The sequence below is a fragment of the Arthrobacter sp. W4I7 genome (assembly GCF_030816215.1).
Lineage (GTDB): Bacteria > Actinomycetota > Actinomycetes > Actinomycetales > Micrococcaceae > Arthrobacter > Arthrobacter siccitolerans_A.
Window position 1 is genome coordinate 3,719,022 of the sequence record NZ_JAUSXU010000001.1, and the last position, 16,201, is coordinate 3,735,222.

At 63.6% G+C, this 16,201-nt stretch carries 17 protein-coding genes and 1 tRNA gene; 10 read left to right on the forward strand and 8 right to left on the reverse strand.

What is annotated here, in order from left to right:
• The first annotated feature begins 8 nt into the window (after positions 1–8).
• From QF047_RS16730 to QF047_RS16745, 4 genes are all read left to right on the forward strand, one after another.
• Positions 9–1,574: an alpha/beta hydrolase gene (locus QF047_RS16730; RefSeq protein ID WP_307279376.1), complete on the forward strand. Its 1,566-nt coding sequence runs from the start codon at positions 9–11 to the stop codon at positions 1,572–1,574.
• A 103-nt stretch (positions 1,575–1,677) separates the two neighbouring features.
• Positions 1,678–1,750: transfer RNA gene (locus tag QF047_RS16735), tRNA-Thr, on the forward strand.
• Between the two features lie 463 nt (positions 1,751–2,213).
• Complete coding sequence (locus QF047_RS16740) at positions 2,214–3,443, forward strand: hypothetical protein (protein ID WP_307279378.1); 1,230 nt, start codon at positions 2,214–2,216, stop codon at positions 3,441–3,443.
• Positions 3,440–4,138 (forward strand): hypothetical protein, encoded by a 699-nt coding sequence (locus tag QF047_RS16745; RefSeq protein WP_306638113.1) that lies wholly within the window; start codon positions 3,440–3,442, stop codon positions 4,136–4,138. The genes QF047_RS16740 and QF047_RS16745 overlap by 4 nt, the downstream gene beginning before the upstream one ends.
• A 463-nt stretch (positions 4,139–4,601) precedes the next feature.
• Here the strand turns inward: QF047_RS16745 and QF047_RS16750 are convergent, their stop codons facing one another.
• A complete protein-coding gene (locus QF047_RS16750; protein WP_306638112.1) occupies positions 4,602–5,138 on the reverse strand; it encodes a GNAT family N-acetyltransferase in 537 nt (178 codons plus the stop codon).
• A 267-nt stretch (positions 5,139–5,405) separates the two neighbouring features.
• Here QF047_RS16750 and QF047_RS16755 point away from each other — a divergent pair, with 267 nt between their 5' ends.
• Entirely contained in the window at positions 5,406–5,993 is a 588-nt protein-coding gene (locus QF047_RS16755) for an alpha/beta hydrolase (RefSeq protein WP_307279383.1), read from the forward strand.
• A gap of 245 nt (positions 5,994–6,238) precedes the next feature.
• On the opposite strand, the gene QF047_RS16760 is transcribed toward QF047_RS16755, so the two are convergent.
• The gene (locus QF047_RS16760) at positions 6,239–7,141 is read right to left on the reverse strand and encodes an SDR family oxidoreductase (RefSeq protein WP_307279386.1); all 903 of its coding nucleotides are present in this window, start codon (positions 7,139–7,141) and stop codon (positions 6,239–6,241) included.
• Positions 7,142–7,249: 108 nt separating this feature from the next.
• Positions 7,250–8,074, reverse strand: coding sequence for a DUF1206 domain-containing protein (locus QF047_RS16765; protein WP_307279389.1), 825 nt, complete (start codon positions 8,072–8,074; stop codon positions 7,250–7,252).
• A 255-nt stretch (positions 8,075–8,329) separates the two neighbouring features.
• Here QF047_RS16765 and QF047_RS16770 point away from each other — a divergent pair, with 255 nt between their 5' ends.
• The 5 genes from QF047_RS16770 to QF047_RS16790 all read left to right on the forward strand — a co-directional run bounded on the left by QF047_RS16770 (position 8,330) and on the right by QF047_RS16790 (position 11,374).
• Positions 8,330–8,725, forward strand: coding sequence for a hypothetical protein (locus QF047_RS16770; protein WP_306638107.1), 396 nt, complete (start codon positions 8,330–8,332; stop codon positions 8,723–8,725).
• A 421-nt stretch (positions 8,726–9,146) separates the two neighbouring features.
• Complete coding sequence (locus tag QF047_RS16775) at positions 9,147–9,290, forward strand: hypothetical protein (RefSeq protein ID WP_306638106.1); 144 nt, start codon at positions 9,147–9,149, stop codon at positions 9,288–9,290.
• 154 nt (positions 9,291–9,444) lie between these two features.
• The gene (locus QF047_RS16780; RefSeq protein ID WP_307282020.1) at positions 9,445–10,101 is read left to right on the forward strand and encodes a DNA alkylation repair protein; all 657 of its coding nucleotides are present in this window, start codon (positions 9,445–9,447) and stop codon (positions 10,099–10,101) included.
• 68 nt (positions 10,102–10,169) lie between these two features.
• A complete protein-coding gene (locus QF047_RS16785) occupies positions 10,170–11,150 on the forward strand; it encodes a hypothetical protein (protein ID WP_307279397.1) in 981 nt (326 codons plus the stop codon).
• Between the two features lie 38 nt (positions 11,151–11,188).
• A complete protein-coding gene (locus QF047_RS16790) occupies positions 11,189–11,374 on the forward strand; it encodes a hypothetical protein (protein WP_307279399.1) in 186 nt (61 codons plus the stop codon).
• A gap of 90 nt (positions 11,375–11,464) precedes the next feature.
• Here QF047_RS16790 and QF047_RS16795 read toward each other — a convergent pair whose 3' ends face one another.
• From QF047_RS16795 to QF047_RS16815, 5 genes are all read right to left on the reverse strand, one after another.
• Positions 11,465–12,310, reverse strand: a complete 846-nt coding sequence (locus QF047_RS16795) for an aldo/keto reductase (RefSeq protein WP_307279402.1) — start codon at positions 12,308–12,310, stop codon at positions 11,465–11,467.
• A gap of 63 nt (positions 12,311–12,373) precedes the next feature.
• Entirely contained in the window at positions 12,374–12,850 is a 477-nt protein-coding gene (locus QF047_RS16800; protein ID WP_306638102.1) for a hypothetical protein, read from the reverse strand.
• Between the two features lie 5 nt (positions 12,851–12,855).
• Entirely contained in the window at positions 12,856–13,485 is a 630-nt protein-coding gene (locus tag QF047_RS16805; protein ID WP_307279405.1) for a bacterial proteasome activator family protein, read from the reverse strand.
• A 78-nt stretch (positions 13,486–13,563) separates the two neighbouring features.
• Positions 13,564–13,767: a YbdD/YjiX family protein gene (locus tag QF047_RS16810; protein ID WP_306638100.1), complete on the reverse strand. Its 204-nt coding sequence runs from the start codon at positions 13,765–13,767 to the stop codon at positions 13,564–13,566.
• Entirely contained in the window at positions 13,767–16,067 is a 2,301-nt protein-coding gene (locus QF047_RS16815) for a carbon starvation CstA family protein (protein ID WP_307279408.1), read from the reverse strand. The genes QF047_RS16810 and QF047_RS16815 overlap by 1 nt, the downstream gene beginning before the upstream one ends.
• Between the last annotated feature and the right edge of the window lie 134 nt (positions 16,068–16,201).

Here is a 16,201-nt window from a genome sequence, read left to right on the forward strand (position 1 = left end):
GAGACCCGATGACTGCCCGCCCCCTGCTTGCACGCCCCGCATCCTGGGTGATTGCGGCACGTGCCGCCGGGGCCATGGCCCTTGCCATGGTCCTGGCCAGCTGCAGCCTCCTGAACGGCGGAGACCGCAGCCAGGAGGCAGCCACGGCGAAGGCTGACCCCTCGATTGTGGCGTCCGCTCCGGCCGGGCTTGAACAGTTCTACTCGCAGGAAGTGGTGTGGGAGCCGTGCGAAAACAACTTCCAGTGCGCCAAGGTCGAAGTGCCCATGGATTACGGTAATCCCGGCGGCGAAACCATTGATCTGGCGGCGTTGCGGGCCCCGAGCACGGGCAACAAAACGGGCAGCCTGCTCGTCAACCCCGGCGGCCCCGGCGCGTCCGGGTACGACTTCGTCAAGGACGCAGCGGGAACGCACTTTTCGCAGGCGGTGCGGAACGCCTACGACCTGGTGGGCTTCGACCCCCGGGGCGTGAAGCGCTCCGCGCCCGTTGCCTGCATGACGGATGCCGAACGCGACGCGGCCCGTGCCAAGATCTACAACCTGGACACGGACGCCGGCCTGCAGGAGGCGCTGACAGACAATAAGGCCGTCGCCGCCAAGTGCTCTGAGCAGACCGGGCCTGTGCTGGCCCATATCGATACTGTGAGCTCCGCGAAGGACCTGGACATCCTCCGTGCCGTGGTCAACGACGCAAAGCTGAACTACCTCGGATACTCCTACGGCACGTTCCTGGGGTCCACCTACGCTTCGCTGTTCCCGGACAATGTGGGCCGTATGGTGCTCGATGGTGCCCTTGATCCCTCCATCAGCAGCGAGGAACTGACCCGCGGCCAGGCACGCGCCTTTGAAAAGTCCCTCGGGGCTTATGTTGAGAGCTGCCTTGAGCAGGAGAAGTGCCCGCTGAGCGGAAATGTCGATTCCGGCGTGCAGCAGATCCGGGACCTCATCAACGCTGTACAGCAGACGCCCCGCACCGCCAAGGACGGCCGGATGGTTAACGCCACCATGTTCGTCAGCGGCCTGATTACCCCGCTGTACAACGATCAGAGCTGGCCTGCGCTCACGCAGGCCCTCGATGCGGCCATGGCAGGGGACGTGAGCCTGATGCTTCGACTCGCAGACCTGAGTGCCGACCGCGCCTCCAACGGGACGTACACCTCCAATTCATCGTTCGCATTTAGCGCCATCAACTGCCTGGACTATCCCACGGCGTCCGACACGGCCAGCATGCGGGCCGAAAAGCAGCAGCTGGTGCAGGAGTCCCCCACATTCGGGTACTTTTTCGCCTACGGCGGCACCAACTGTGCCGGCTGGCCGTACAAGAACCTCCGCACCCCGGCACCCATGGAGTACAGCGGCGAAACCCCCATTGTGGTCATCGGTACTACGGGTGACCCCGCCACACCGGTGGAGTGGGCCGCCTCGCTCCGGAAGCAGCTGGGCAATGCCTCCCTGCTGACCTGGAACGGCGAAGGCCACACTGCCTACGGTCGGTCCAACAGCTGCATCGAGGACCCTGTTGACCGCTACCTGGTGAGCGGTCAGGTCCCGGCCGACAACACAGTGTGCTGAAGGCCTCAGCCCCCTACCCCCGGCCATTTTGACCCGGGCGCCGGGACTCTATTACAGTTGACTCTTGCATGAAGGGCCCGGTTCTTCCGGGCAGGAATGCGGTGCTTCCTTAGCTCAGTCGGTAGAGCGTTTCACTCGTAATGAAAAGGTCATCAGTTCGATTCTGATAGGAAGCTCGGGATAAACCCCGGACAGCCCCTAAATTTAGGGGTTTCCGGGGTTTTTCGCTGGTTAATCCTGAAGCCCTCTTTAGGTTCGGGGCACATTTATGGCACACTTTCGCGCTCCTTCAGCAGCACTTATGTAGGTGTGAAGCGATTTTAGTCCCGCTCCAGTAAGCGGTCCTGCTAGGGCTCCCCTGCTCACTTGCATCTGGGCACCGACTGCTAATCCTCCACCTGTTGTGGAACAGGCGGAAAGAGTTCGTGTCGGTTTCGGCGTCGGAAACACGCTTGGGCACGATCTTGGCTATCCAAGGCTTCAGAGTCCGACATGCCCCGTACAAGCATCGCCGAAGCTATCCATAGACGGCAGCTACCGTTAAGGCAGGACTAGATGGCTGGAGAGTAGCGCGTGGATACAGGGACGATCCCACTAGGCGAGCGAGCACTGCGCAACATTTTGGACCACGTAATTTCGGTGGGCGATGAAGCAGAAGCAGGGTATCTGGAGGTGAAGAGCCAACTCGACTTTTCCAAAGCCGAAGGAATCGCGAAGGTAGCGAAGTTTCTCCTGGGAGCTGCAAATCGTCGACCGAATGACGCGGCTAGGCACTTCCATGGATATGCGGTGTTGGTTGTGGGGGTGGAGAAGGGGAAGGCCGGTGGCATCCCCCGAGGTACTGAAGCCCACGAGCTAGAAGATCGGTTGCGCCCTTACCTTGGGCCACAGTTCCCGGCATTCGAACTAGGCCGACTCCCTATCGACGCCGAAAGTGAAGTTCTCTTCGTCATCTCCCCGCCCCCTGTAGACGGCCAGACTATATTTCCCTGCCACAAGTCTTTCCAGGGATTCAAAAGGCAGGACAACTTGGACGACGGCGCAATCTACCTGCGAGGTGCCAGCAACACGCGCCCTGCAAGGGCAGGAGAAGTACTTGCCCTTGTAGAAAGGGCACGCGCGGCAGGCAGGTCAGCAATCACACTGGACGTTCAGGTCCTTGGACCCATTAATCGAGTCGCTCGTGTGGACGAGGTACTGGAGTACCTGTACAAGCGCGAGGAGGAACGCTTTGCTAAGCCTCCGACCTCCTCCACGGCAACCATCCCAGTCTTCATGCCAGCCATCCTCGGCGGTACAGAGCCAGCGAGTGATGAAAATCGTGCCGGCAGCCTGGCAACATGGCGTCAAGAAAGACCAGAACACCTACAAAACGGCCGGCGCCATTTCCTCGGCGTTGCACTTCCGGGCGCCGGCATTCGGGTTGTGAGCCGTGATCGGTTTGTGGCCAAGCCCCATCTCATAGTTACGTTCCACGACTGTGAGGTGTTCGATCATCGGGAGACCGCCGACGCGAATTTCGCGAAGGTAGTCGAGCCGGTTATGCGTCGAATTAGTCCATACGGACCGGCATTCGATCCCGCAGACCTGCACGTCGCAGTCCGTGGCTACCCGGTCCAGTGGAACAACAGAGGGAACAACGTCGTAGTCGTCCTCACGCCAGAATCATTCCGTCCCAATGTGCCCTGGACAAGCGACGAGGACGACTACGTCCTCGTGACGCGTGATCCTCATGCGGAAGCTGTAGCTGTGACCTGGGTTTTGACTGAGGACGGCAGTGATGTCGTGACTACCGGGGAATTCAACATCGAGCCGGCCGACCTTGTCGCGGCTCCTGAATTGTTCAACCGCTCCTTCGTCGGAACATGAATTCGGACCACCATGAACTGACGACTGCCCGCCAGCCGTGGACGTTCGCCTCGGTCTGCGTCATGGTTCCCGCTCTGACCCTCCTTGTGTTCAGCCTGGCCGACCCCATAATCCAGCTGCTCCCCTGGTACGAGGTGACCTACCTGCTGATCGGCGCCTGCATCTTCGGCCCCACCGGCAAGCTCCCGTCGCTTCGGCAGGCCGTGGCGTTCCTGCTTCCCGGGGCGCTGCTCGCTCCCCTGGCGCTCCTGGATCTTGGGTTCTGGGCCGGCGGCTGGCTGTTGGGGCTTCCTGCATGGGGGCTGTTGCTGAGCCGGTGGGCACCGGATAACCCGCTTCGGGTTGGCCAGCTGCTGAAGTTCGTCGGTCTGCTGGTGCTGGGGCTGGTGATCTTCACCTTCAATGCCATCTTCGTGATCTTCAGCGTCGGCCTGTTCCTCTTGCCGGCCATTCCTCTGACCCGGCTGGCCAGCCCTGATTATCGGGCCAGACCGGCGCAGGCGGCCGTGGAGGTACTCCTGGCAGTGTCCGCAGTGATGGTGGCCGTGGCAATTCCTACTCCTGAAGGAGCATGGGCGTCGCCCTGGATACATGCCGGCGGGGCAGCGACGGCAGGACTCATGATCGCCTTCTGGGCGAGTGGACTTACCCGGCGTTCCAGGCGGAAGCAGCTCAACGACGGAGCAGTCGTCTAGGTTCTGCATGGGCATCTGGCCGTCAGCAAGGTCCGACTACATGCTGGTTGTGCTTCCGCTATGAATACGAAATGGGCTTGCGCACACATTGCTAAGCATGCTTATTATGTTCTCAGTCGGATGGGGATCCGGTGCGAGGGGTAATCGAGAAGGGTGCGCTCAGCGAACGGGGCGCACCCCTTTTCGCACTCAAATTTACTCAACAGGAGGACTATTGTGAGCGACTCCGAAACCAGGGAACAGCCAGTCGGCGAGCCAAAGGACCCGCAGACCGAAAGCCCGAAGACGAAGCCCGAGGAAGACCGTCCTATAACCGAGGACCCTGATGGGACACCCAAGGAAAACCCTTCGGGAGGTTGAGACTCAAGTGCATGCAGAACCTGCCGAACAGTGACTGGCAGCAAACTAGGCGGGCCCGGCGAACTGGGCCCGCTCCTCTTTGCCCTGGAACTGGACCGTGCAGTTAGAGAATCCGCTGGAACATCCGGTGGTCCTGCCACTGGCCAGCAATTTGCAGATAAGCGGGAGCCATGCCATATGACGCGAACCCGTTCTTCTCCAGGACCAGCTGCGATGCGGTGTTGTGCACAAGGGTTGCCGCTTCCAGACGGTGCAATCCCAAGTCATGCTTGGCGATATTCACGGCAGCGCCGACGGCTGCGGTCATCAGTCCCGCACCTTGGGCGGCCTGGTCGATCCAGTAGCCAAGATGAGCATTCTGGAAGGCGCCGCGCACAATCGAGCTGAGGGTCAGCAGACCGAGGATGGTTCCTTCTTTCGCCAGCACCATAGGAAGAGCTGTTCCCGCGCCCAGCTCGGTCCGTTGCCGCGCGATTACTTCTTGCTGGCCCTGAACGGTGTAGAACCTGTCGGGCCGGATCGGCTCCCACGGCGCGAGATAGGTTCGGTTCTTCTGAAACGCTTCCGTCAGCGCGCGGGCGTCCATCTTCCGGACCGGTCGGAGGACAACGCCGTCGAAAAGTTCGGACGAGAAGTTCATCCGCTCACCCTATCCAGCAACTCGAGCTGCCACCCTCACGTAGCCTAGGTCCAGCGACTATTTGGGGGTAGCAAATGTTTTCAAGTCCAGCATTCGGCATTATGGGCATCCTGTACGCCGTCTTCATGATCGCGGTGGCCGTCCTGGCGGTGTACGCCCCTGGTCCTGGCCATCATCTTCCTACGGCTGAGGATCGCCGAGCTGAAGCGGGCCGCGCGGGGCGGTGACAGCTGATGCTCCGCAAGCTGGCCCTTAGAGTCTTTACCTATGAAGGTAAAAGGCAGCAGAGTCCCGGTTCGACCCGTCCAACAGTGCGTCATCGTCCACGGGTACGAATCGTCTCCGGATGCAAACTGGTTCCCTTGGCTTCAAAGTGCCCTCGAAGCTGAAGGCATAGCAGTCACGGTCGTTTCCCTCCCCGATCCGGACGATCCTGACAAGGCAGCTTGGGATAACGCGGTCAGTGCGGCACTCGGAGTGCCCGATGCGGCAACGGTGGTTGTGGCCCATTCCCTCGGTGTGGTCACAGTCCTGCGAGTACTCGCGGCGTTGCCGGAGCCATGGGAGCTTGGCGGTCTCGTGTTGGTGGCCGGGTTCACTGAACCCCTGGAAGCATTGCCGGAGCTCGATGGTTTCCTCGCCACTGACGTTGACGTTGAGCGGGTGGCAATGAGCATCGGGGAACGAACAGTCCTTCGCTCCGATACGGATCCCTTCGTGCCGCCGGAAGCATCCGATGACATCGCCAGGCGCCTAAGCGCCCGGGTGCAGATTCACCCGCGAGCAGGACACTTCATGACGGAAGACGGCGTCACAAGCCTGCCTGCTCTGCTTGACCTGCTCCTATCCAGGTAGGGCTCAAGGCTGGCCACCAACTTTGAAAAGTGATTCACGGGAGCGCTCGTGAATGCTTCGTCTAGCAAAAACAGCTAGATGACGGGTCTCAAGGCAGTGGCGGGAGTGGCCGTGAAGGTTCGGGATACCTTCACTCGTAATGAAAAGGTCATCAGTTCGATTCTGATAGGAAGCTCGGGAAACCCCGGACAGCCCTGGAAACGGCGGTTTCCGGGGTTTTTCGCTGGTTAAGCCTGGCCACCCCATTAGGTTTGGGTAGGGAGCCGGCTTGCCTGTTCGCGGAGAAAGTCCGTGGCCGCCTTCGGCTTGATACCACGCCGGCGCAGGGGCTCATCGTCCCAGGTGGCCTCGTTCAGGTCTTGGTGTACCCCCGCGCCGAAGGCGGAGGCCAGTGCGTCGTTACGGCGTTTGAGCAAACGCACCAAAAGACGGGCTACGGGGCGGGGCATCCGCTGGACCTTCATCCTGCGATGAGTGAGGTCCTGAGCAACCGCGATGGCCTCGTTCTTGGTCAGGGGCTCCGGGCCTCCGAACTCGATCAGCGCCGGAGGGTCAGTCTCGAGTGCTACCGAGCAAAGGAGAGAGGCAACATCCTCCGTGGCCACCCACCGCCTCCTGGTGTTGCCTTTGCCGATGATGGCTGCCTTTCCTGTGGCCATGTCAAAGCGGGCCACCGGGGCCAGGTGGACTTCCTGGAAGGCGTCCGCGCGCACGATGACCGTCTGCATAGTTGAGCCGTTGAGGCGCCTCTCGACTACAAGCTTGGCGTGTTCCAGCGGTGTACCGATAGAGGCTTCAACCCCTGCGAAGGAAAGATAGACGAAGCGCTGCACGCCGGCGGCCTCGGCGGCCTCAACCAATGCGACCATGCCCTCCTCATCCACCTCCCGGATGCTTGGACTTCTGGCCCCTGCCAGGCGCCGGGTCATCGCCGTGGCGGTCGCGATCAGGACGTCGGCGCCCCCGCATGCAGCCCTAAGGCTGGCCGGCATGGTGAGGTCCCCGCGCACCACCTCCGCACCGATCCCGCGCAACCCGGCGTCGTCAGTGCTGGTCCTTACCAGGCAGCGGACGGATCGTCCCTCGAGGCGCAGCCGGCTGGTAACACGGCCGCCGAGATCACCGGTGGCACCGACAATGAGAATCATGACCGCTCCACTTCAAATTGGGTGGAGGTGCTGTAGTGAGTGTAGAACCTGGGACCGGGCACCGCAGGCGTCAACGCTCCGCCACTGACTGTTGCAGGGGCAGCACTCCTAAAACTTCCCGTACCGCGCACGGGCCATCGAGTACACGCCGTAGCAGATCAGTCCTGCCGCGATGCCGGCCAGCAGGAACACGCCGTACGGCTGGGAACCCAGAGTTTTCAGCCCGCCGTCCAGGCCTGAGGACTTCGAGGGGTCCGCGGTTGCCGCGGCAACAATGATCAGAACCCCCACCACGGCGAGAACAACGCCTTTTGCGGCGTAGCCGATGGTGCCGATCCACTTGATAGCCGCCCGACCGTTGCCCGGGTCTTGCAGGTCCTTCATAAACTTCCGTGAAACGCCGCGATAGGCATAGAAAGCACCGGCTGCGATGATCGCCAGACCGGCCGCGACCAGCAGCACCATGCCGGCGGGTACCCCCATTAACCTGGCCGTAAAGTCGCTCGCAGACTGGCTGGAGTTCTTGCTTCCGCCGGAGGCGAAGACCGCAAAGGTAAAGGCCAGGAAAGCAAACACCACGGCTTTTCCAACGGCGGCCCCGGCCTTCTTCAGTTTCTCTTTTGACTCGGTTTCGGTGCGGGCATTGAAGAACGCCTCGCTGAACATCCAGAGCGCCAACGCCGCGCACGCCACGAGCCCCGCCCAAAGCAGTGCGGGGCCACCAGGTTTGGAAGCGATAGATGCTATCGCGCCGGATTGATCTGCCTGGCCGCCCTGTCCCCGGTCAACCTGAAGGGCGATGACGCCGATCAGGATGTGGACCAGTCCGATGAAGACGTATCCGGCTCGAGCCAAGGCGCGCAAGGCCGGGCTTCGGCTCGCTGATGCAGCTTCGGATACCGCCCGATTAGCTTTCCCCGAGGCACTGACCATGACCGGCCCTTCCCGATATTTACCTTTTATTGGCTCGTGCCCCCAGCCGGCCCGGCCCGCACCATTGCGGAATAGTCCAGTGTAGATCCGTGTGCCCAGGTCACAACAGATCCACTACGACCAACACTGGGCGCGGTCGACCGCCGGGATGCACAGGAGATTCACAGCCCTGTCTAAGGAACCGCGGGAACCGGCGCGCATGATATAGGGATCCCCTTCAAGCAAAGGGGTCCGTTCGAAGTAAGGAGATGTGACATGGAGACCAGCAAAAAGTCAGCTTTCGCCGGTCTTGCCCTTGCAACAGTCGTGGGAGGCGGGGCGATCGCTGCCAACGCCGCCACAGCGCCGCCTTCCCCGGACTCCAGCCAGTCCTCCACCGCCCAGGCCCGCGATGAGTCCAAGGGCGGACACCAGGCCAACGGAATCACCGAAAGCCTCCTGACGGGCGGGACGGCCACCAAGGTCACGGATGCAGCCCTGGCCGCCAATCCCGGTGCCACCATTCAGCGGGTTGAGACGGACGCCGAGGGCGCAGCCTACGAGGCCCACATCGTGAAGTCCGACGGAACCCGTGCAACCGTCCACTTCGATGAGAACTTCAACATCACGTCTACGGAGACAGGAGGACAGGGCCGGGCACACGGGCGCTGAAACAAAACCGGGAAGACTCCGGCGGAGGCACTTCGCGGGACTCTTCTGGTGACGCTGCTTGTGTCACTCCTGCGCCCACAGGTGACTTGCAGGCGCCCTGGCGCGGCAAGTAGTGGACGCCGCGAGAGTCGAGTACTTCCTACCGATGAATAGTGTGGGGGCCGCTCCTAATCTTGTTGTACGGCGGCACGCTCACACGGAGCCGCCGCACTCGGGGCTTGCCCGGTGAACCTGGCTCCAGCCGATGACGACGGTACTGGTGCTAATCGCACTTTTCTCAGGACCTCCGATGCCGCTATCTCCAGATCCCGCCGATCGGCACGAAGTTCTGGATCGGCTTTCCAAGCAGTTGCCGGGCTGTATGGCGCAGTCAGCCATACGCGATGACGCCCTCCGGCAAGCGCCGGGCAGACCTATCCTGATGCTCCGGCCAGCACCCGTCAGGGTCGGTTCCGCCATAGGGCACGCCGTTGCCTATACGGTGACGCACGTCCTGGTGGAATGGGCGAACGACGGCGACCGTGAGAGCAGGTGGCTGGCAAGTTGGCTGGTGCGCCGGCTGTAAGGCGGAGGAACCGATCAGCATAGGTGCAAGCCTGCCGGAGCACGACCGCATGCGGCCGGCCGGCTTCCGTCGTAGGCTGGACCTCGCAGGCGGCGGAGAGGAGCCCGAGGTGGCCGGGGCAGCATTGAACAAGACAGCGTTGGCCGGGGCGGATATGGCCCGAGTGATGGCCGAGCTGGCGGGCCTTGAGGAACCGCGTGCACGCGAGGTTAACGAAAAGCACGGTGACGATCACGGGGTAAACCTCGGCAAACTCCGCGCTGTCGCCAAGCGGCTCAAGACGCAACAGGAACTCGCCAATGAGCTCTGGGCAACTGGTGACACGGCGGCGAGGCTGCTGGCGCTCCTGATCTGCCGCCCGAAGGCGTTCGCGCCCGACGAGTTGGATGCCATGCTGCGCGAGGTCCGCACACCCAAGGTGCACGACTGGCTCGTGAGTTACGTGGTGAAGAAAAGCCCGCACTCGGAAGAGCTTCGAACCACATGGTTAGCTGACCGCGATCCGTTGGTTGCGAGCGCGGGCTGGGCGCTGACCAGTGAACGCGTGGCGAAGCAGCCCGAAGGACTGGACCTCGCAGGACTCCTGGACGTCGTTGAAGCTGAAATGAAGGACGCTCCGGAGCGGCTGCAGTGGGCGATGAATACCTGCCTGGCCACCATCGGCATCTGGCACCCCGACCAGCGCAGCAGGGCAGTCAGCATCGGCGAGCGCCTGGCGGTGCTCAAGGACTACCCCACTCCCCCGGGCTGTACGTCTCCCTTTGCGCCAACATGGATCGCGGAAATGGTGCGGCGGCAGGACAACACGTAGGAAGAGGGCTGCGCCCACCCGCTGCCCGGTGCCAGCCTGGAGCAACGCCGGCCCCTAAGATGGCGTGCATGGATGACGAGGCGCTGGCGGAGATTGCAAACGAGCTCTACGCCAAGCCGTTGGAGGACTTTATCGCCGCCCGCGCGGCCGCGGCGAAGGAAGCCGCCGGGTCCGACAAGGAACTGGGGGCGGCCGTGCGCGGGTTGCCCAAGCCGTCGGTTGCCGCGTGGGCTGTGAACATGTTGGCCCTCCACCAGCCTGAGGTCCTCGCCGGGCTGGCGGACCTCGGCGGCCGGATGCGCGAAGCACAAGCCTCGCTGGACGCCACGGCCCTGCGTGAACTGGGGCGGGAGCGCCGCACCGTCCTGGCCGCCGCCGTCGACACCGCCCGCGCAGTGGCGCAGGAACAGGGCCGGTCCATCAGCGACGCCATGGCCACCGACGTGGAGGAGACCCTGCGCGCCTTGACCGCCGATGCAGGGGCGGGCGCCGCTGTCCAAAGCGGCCGCCTGCTCAAGACGCTCTCGGCGGATGGCGTCAACGCCGTCGACCTGGACGGCTCAGTCGCGGTGGCCGCCGCACTGCCGGCGACGCCCCGGACAGCTCCCGCTCCTGCCAAGCCGGCACCGGACAAGCCACAGAGGGCTGGTACGACGACGGAGCGTACGTCCCGCGCGCAACCGGACAGGCCACGGCTCCAGGCAGTCCGGCAGACCCCCCGGCCAGCGTCACCGCCCGCCCTGGAGAAAGCAAAAGCCGCCTTTGCAGAAGCGGAGGCGGCACATGCAGAAACCGCACGGCTGGCCCGGGACCTGCAGGACCAGGCGGATGAGACACGCACCCAGATCACTGAGCTCCTCGAGGAGACGGCAGACCTCCGGGCACGCCTCAAAGCGGCCGAGGACCGGCTGGAGCGCTCGCGGAGAAGCCTGGCCGCCACAACCGCCGAGGCAAAGCAGGCGGTGCGGGCTGCGGACAAGGCCGAGCGGGCGGCCAGGCTGGCGCAGGAACGGGTCCTCCGGCTGGGCAGCACAGACACGCCGTCCTGATTCCAAAGAATGTCAGACCCCGGTTGCACACTGGATTTATGGAAAATCAGCCCGTACAGGAATTTCAGGTCACCTACTTCGACGCTGACTGCGGCCGTGCCCGGGCCGAAGTCTTTGACACCCTCGCAGAGGCAGAGCGCTTCGCCAGCCGGCACTGCCACGGCGACGACAGCTGGGCGGTTGTGGATGCCGTTCCGGTCCAGCAGGTCCGCATCGCCGCCTAAGTCTCTGGCGCTGCTCAAAGCGGCTTAAAGCAGCAACCCGCGCCGCCCGGGCAAAAGCCCTGGCAGCACGGGTTGGAAGCTCCGCCGGAACTACGCGAAGTCGGAAACTGCGGGGTCCGGCCCGATCCGGCCTTCGCCGTTCGCGGTGCGGTCCAGCGCATTGATGGCCTCGACGTCGTCGGCGGCCAGGGAGACCTCCAGCGCTGCGAAGTTCTCGCGGATCCGGGACTCGGTGACGGACTTGGGGATCACCACGTTGCCAATGGCAAGGTGCCAGGCGATAACAACCTGGGCAGGTGTAGCGCCGTGCTTGGCAGCAATGGCGGCCACTGCCGGATCCTCGAGGAGCTCGCCGCCCTGGCCCAGCGGGGACCAGGCCTGGGTCAGGATCCCCTTCGAGGCACCGAACTCGCGCAGTTCCCGCTGGCTGAAGTACGGGTGCAGCTCGATCTGGTGGATGGCCGGGACTACGCCCGTTTCGTCGATAAGCCGCTGCAGGCCCTCAACCGTGAAGTTTGAAACACCGATGGACTTGACCCGGCCGCGCTTCTGCAGCTCGATCAGTGCCTTCCAGGTGTCCACGTACTTGTCCTGCTTGGGCTGCATCCAGTGGATCAGGTACAGGTCCAGCGTCTCAAGGCCCAGCCGGTCCATCGACTCCTCGAATGCGGCGAGGGTGGACTCGTAGCCCTGGTCGGCATTCCACAGCTTCGTGGTGATAAAAAGCTGCTCAGGGGACAGCCCGGAGCTGGCGATGGCCCGGCCAACGCCGGCCTCGTTGCCATAGATCTTGGCGGTGTCGATGTGGCGGTAGCCCGCTTCGAAGGCCTGGCGGACAACCTTTTCCGCCACTCCGTCCTCAACCTGCCACACACCATAGCCGAGCTGGGGGATCTGGTTTCCGTCGTTGAAAGTCAATGCGGGTGAAAGAGTCATCCTTTTATCCTGCCAAACGAACCGGCCCAGGCAGGCAGAAATACCAGCGGGTAAGCCACACGCTTAACCGGGAATATCTTCCCGCCCGGAACCAGTACGTTCCTCCGCGAGGTGCCTCTCGGCGTCGGCCACCTGCTGGAATACCGCCTCGGCGCGCCGTCGTACGGACACGGCGCCCACGGGGACGGGACCAACGGCGAGCCGGAGCATGGCCGCGGCTTCCGAGGTGGTGGCAAGGGAATTGCCCGCTTTGGACAGTGCACGGTGGACCCCTGCCAGGCCCACCGGGATGTCCAGTCCTTCGCTGGGCGACCGCCGCTGCGCTTCCATGCAGACGGCCCTGACGCGTTCAAGCAGGCCGGCGAGCTCATTGGCGATCTCCACCAGTTCGCCGTAGAGCTGGTCGTCCTCCACGCCCTCGAGGACCTGGTGGAACCGGTCCAGCCCCCGGTGGAAACGGTCGTGGGCGCGGCGCCACAACCCCTGCCCCAATTCCGCGTCGTCTTTGCGCCCCTGCCTGGCGGCGCTGAAAAAGCCCAATGAACCTAGAGGTACTGTCCGGGACCGTGGTCCGGGTCGTTCGGCTGGCCCGGGCGCGCCGGAGCACCGGGGCGGGGGCCGGCCGGGGCCCGTTGCGGCTCGCCGTTTTCCCCGATCACTACGCCGGGGGCGATGACGGTGCCGGGCGGAAGCTGGCGGAGCTGCATCTGCGCGGCGGCGTGCTCGCGGGCGGCGTGCTGGGCGGCGATGGCGGTCTGGATGCCGTGGAACAGCCCCTCCAGCCAACCCACCAGCTGGGCCTGGGCTATGCGCAACTCAGCATCGGAGGGGGTGGCGTTATCGGAGAACGGCAGGCTGATCCTGTCCAGTTCCTCCACCAGTTCAGGCGCCAGCCCGTCCTCCAGCTCTTTGATGGAGCGCTCGTGGATTTCGGCGAGCCTCCCCCGTGCAGCATCATCCAGCGGGGCAGACTTCACCTCCTCGAGGAGCTGCCTGATCATGGTGCCGATCCGCATCACCTTGGCCGGCTCATCCACCAGGTCCTGGAGCTTGCTGCCTTTGGGTTTGCCATCGTTGCCCGGACCAGCCTGGGCAGGCGCCGGCTGGCTGTCATCGATGGTGGTGCCCTCTACCGGGAGGTCCTCAGGTGCCTGAGTGTCGTTCGGATCGCTCATGGGTTCATACTCTCATGAGCGATCCGCCCGAGGTCCACTCCATGAACCCAGCTGACGCCCTGTACGCTACAGGCTCAATCAGCAGCACCGGCCCTGCGGATTGGAGTCCTGGCGGTCCGCCCGGTCCCGCCAGAACTCCCGCTCACTCAACGGCGGCGTGCTGTGGCCCGCGGCCTGGTGGTGCTCCAGGTACTTCGTGTAGGCATCGGCTCCCAGGACACCTCCCAGGTAGCGCGCAAACCCCCGGAAGCCCCGGGTGACGGCAGCGAGTCCGGCGCTCATCAGTGATGCCCTGCCCGCTCGAACCTCAGCTCGGCAGGGACCTTGTCCCACTCTGCCATCAGCTCCCGCTCGGCGGGAGTGGGAAGCAGCCCTGCGGGAGCAAAGACCCGCGAAGGCCGCGCAGGGTCCTCGTTGTCCTTCACAGCTTTCCCGTCTGCATGGTTACGGAACGCATTGACGGTGGCGAGCACCGCCGTCGCGATCACGATGATGCTGAGCACCACAAAGATCACTGAGAGCCAGCCCTGGATGGCGGTGTTGCGCACCACGGCTTCCATTGCTGCCACGGATTTCGCCGTGCCAAACTCCGTCTTCCCGTCAGCGAGTGCTTTACTGAAGGCCGCGTTGTTGGCGAAGTACCCCACAGCCGGGGTGGGCGAGAAGATCTTCTGGTAGCTCGCGGTGATGGTGACAACGGCGGCAAACGCCAGCGGCAGCGCCACGATCCAGAGGTACTTGAACGTGCCTTGCTTTGCCACGATGGCCAGGCAGACAGCCAGGGCTATGGCCGCCAGCAGCTGGTTGGCGATGCCGAACAGCGGGAACAGCGTGTTGATGCCGCCCAGCGGATCAGTCACACCCATCAACAGCACCGCGCCCCAGGCTCCCACCATGACCGCTGTGCAGAGCCAGGCGCCGGGCCGCCAGGAAGCTTCCTTGAACTTCGGAATGAAGTTGCCGATGGAATCCTGCAGCATGAACCGGGCAACGCGGGTTCCGGCGTCAACGGCCGTGAGGATAAAGAGGGCCTCAAACATGATGGCGAAGTGATACCAGAAGGCCATCATGGCTGTGCCGCCGATGAACTGCTGCATGATGTGGGCGAGGCCCACCGCCAGTGTAGGCGCGCCGCCGGTACGGGAGACGATGCTCGCCTCGCCCACGTTCGCCGCAGTTTCCGAGAGCACGCCGGGGCTGAGGTTGACGCCGGACAGGCCAAGGCTGTTGACCCAGGTGGCGGCTGTTTCGGCTGTTCCGCCGGTCAGGGCCGCGGGAGCGTTCATGGCGAAGTACAGGCCGCGGTCGATCGAGATTGCTGCCAGGAGGGCCATGATGGCCACGAAGGACTCCATCAGCATGCCGCCGTAGCCGATGTAGCGGGTTTGCCGTTCCTTTTCCACCATTTTGGGGGTGGTGCCTGAGGAAATCAGCGCGTGGAAGCCGGACAGGGCGCCGCACGCGATGGTGACGAACAGGAAGGGGAACAGCGCGCCGGGGAACACGGGCCCGTTCTCCCTGCTGGCGAATTCGCTGAACGCCGGAACACTGATCTCCGGGCGGACCACAATGATGGCCAGCGCGAGCATCACGATCACGCCGATCTTCATAAACGTGGAGAGGTAGTCCCGGGGTGCCAGGAGCAGCCAGACCGGCAGGATCGCCGCGATGAAGCCGTAAACGATGAGCCCCCAGGCGATGGTCACCTTGTCCAGCGTGAAGATGTCGGTGCCCCACGGGGTGTCAGCCACCATGCCGCCGCCGATGATGGCCGCGAGCAGCAGGACAAAACCAATCACCGAGACTTCCATGACCTTGCCGGGCCGCAGGAACCGGAGGTAGATGCCCATGAACAGCGCGATGGGGATGGTCATGCCTACCGAGAAGACGCCCCACGGGCTTTCGGCCAAAGCATTGACCACCACCAGGGCGAGGATTGCCACGATGATGACCATGATGAGCAGGGTGGCGACGAGGGCCGCCGTGCCGCCGATGACTCCGAGCTCCTCGCGTGCCATCTGTCCGAGCGAACGCCCGCCGCGCCGCATCGAGAAGAACATCACCAGGTAGTCCTGCACGGCGCCTGCAAGCACGACGCCGATGATGATCCAGATAGTGCCCGGCAGGTAGCCCATCTGGGCGGCAAGGACCGGGCCCACCAACGGGCCCGCGCCGGCGATGGCGGCAAAGTGGTGGCCGAACAGGACATTCCGGTCCGTCCGCACGTAGTCCTTGCCGTCCGCTTTGTACTCGGCCGGGGTGGCCCGGAGGTCATCCGGTTTGGTGATGTAGCGCTCGATGACCTTGGAGTAGAAGCGGTAACCGATGAGATAGGTACAGACCGAAGCAAAAACGAACCAGATCGCATTCACCGTTTCGCCGCGGATGATCGCGAGCACGAACCAGGCCACGCCACCCAGCAGGGCAATCGCTGCCCAGAGGGCGATTTTTCCGGGCGTCCACTTCTTCTCTTCGGCCTCACGGACGTTGCGGTCCACGGCCGACGGCGGGAGTTCGGTAGCGGAGGCCACCGCGCCTTCGCCCCGGGCTGTGCTTCGTCGATGATCAGGCGTTCCGGCCATGTCTCCTCCTTGAGAGTCTTTCGCATCTGCTGACAGGCACCCTACCAATGAGGAACCGGCACCGGACTGGATTTGGCCGCCTGGAGGACCCGCCTGCGCCGAACGGCCGGCACTCGTCGACGAGCGTCGGGCCG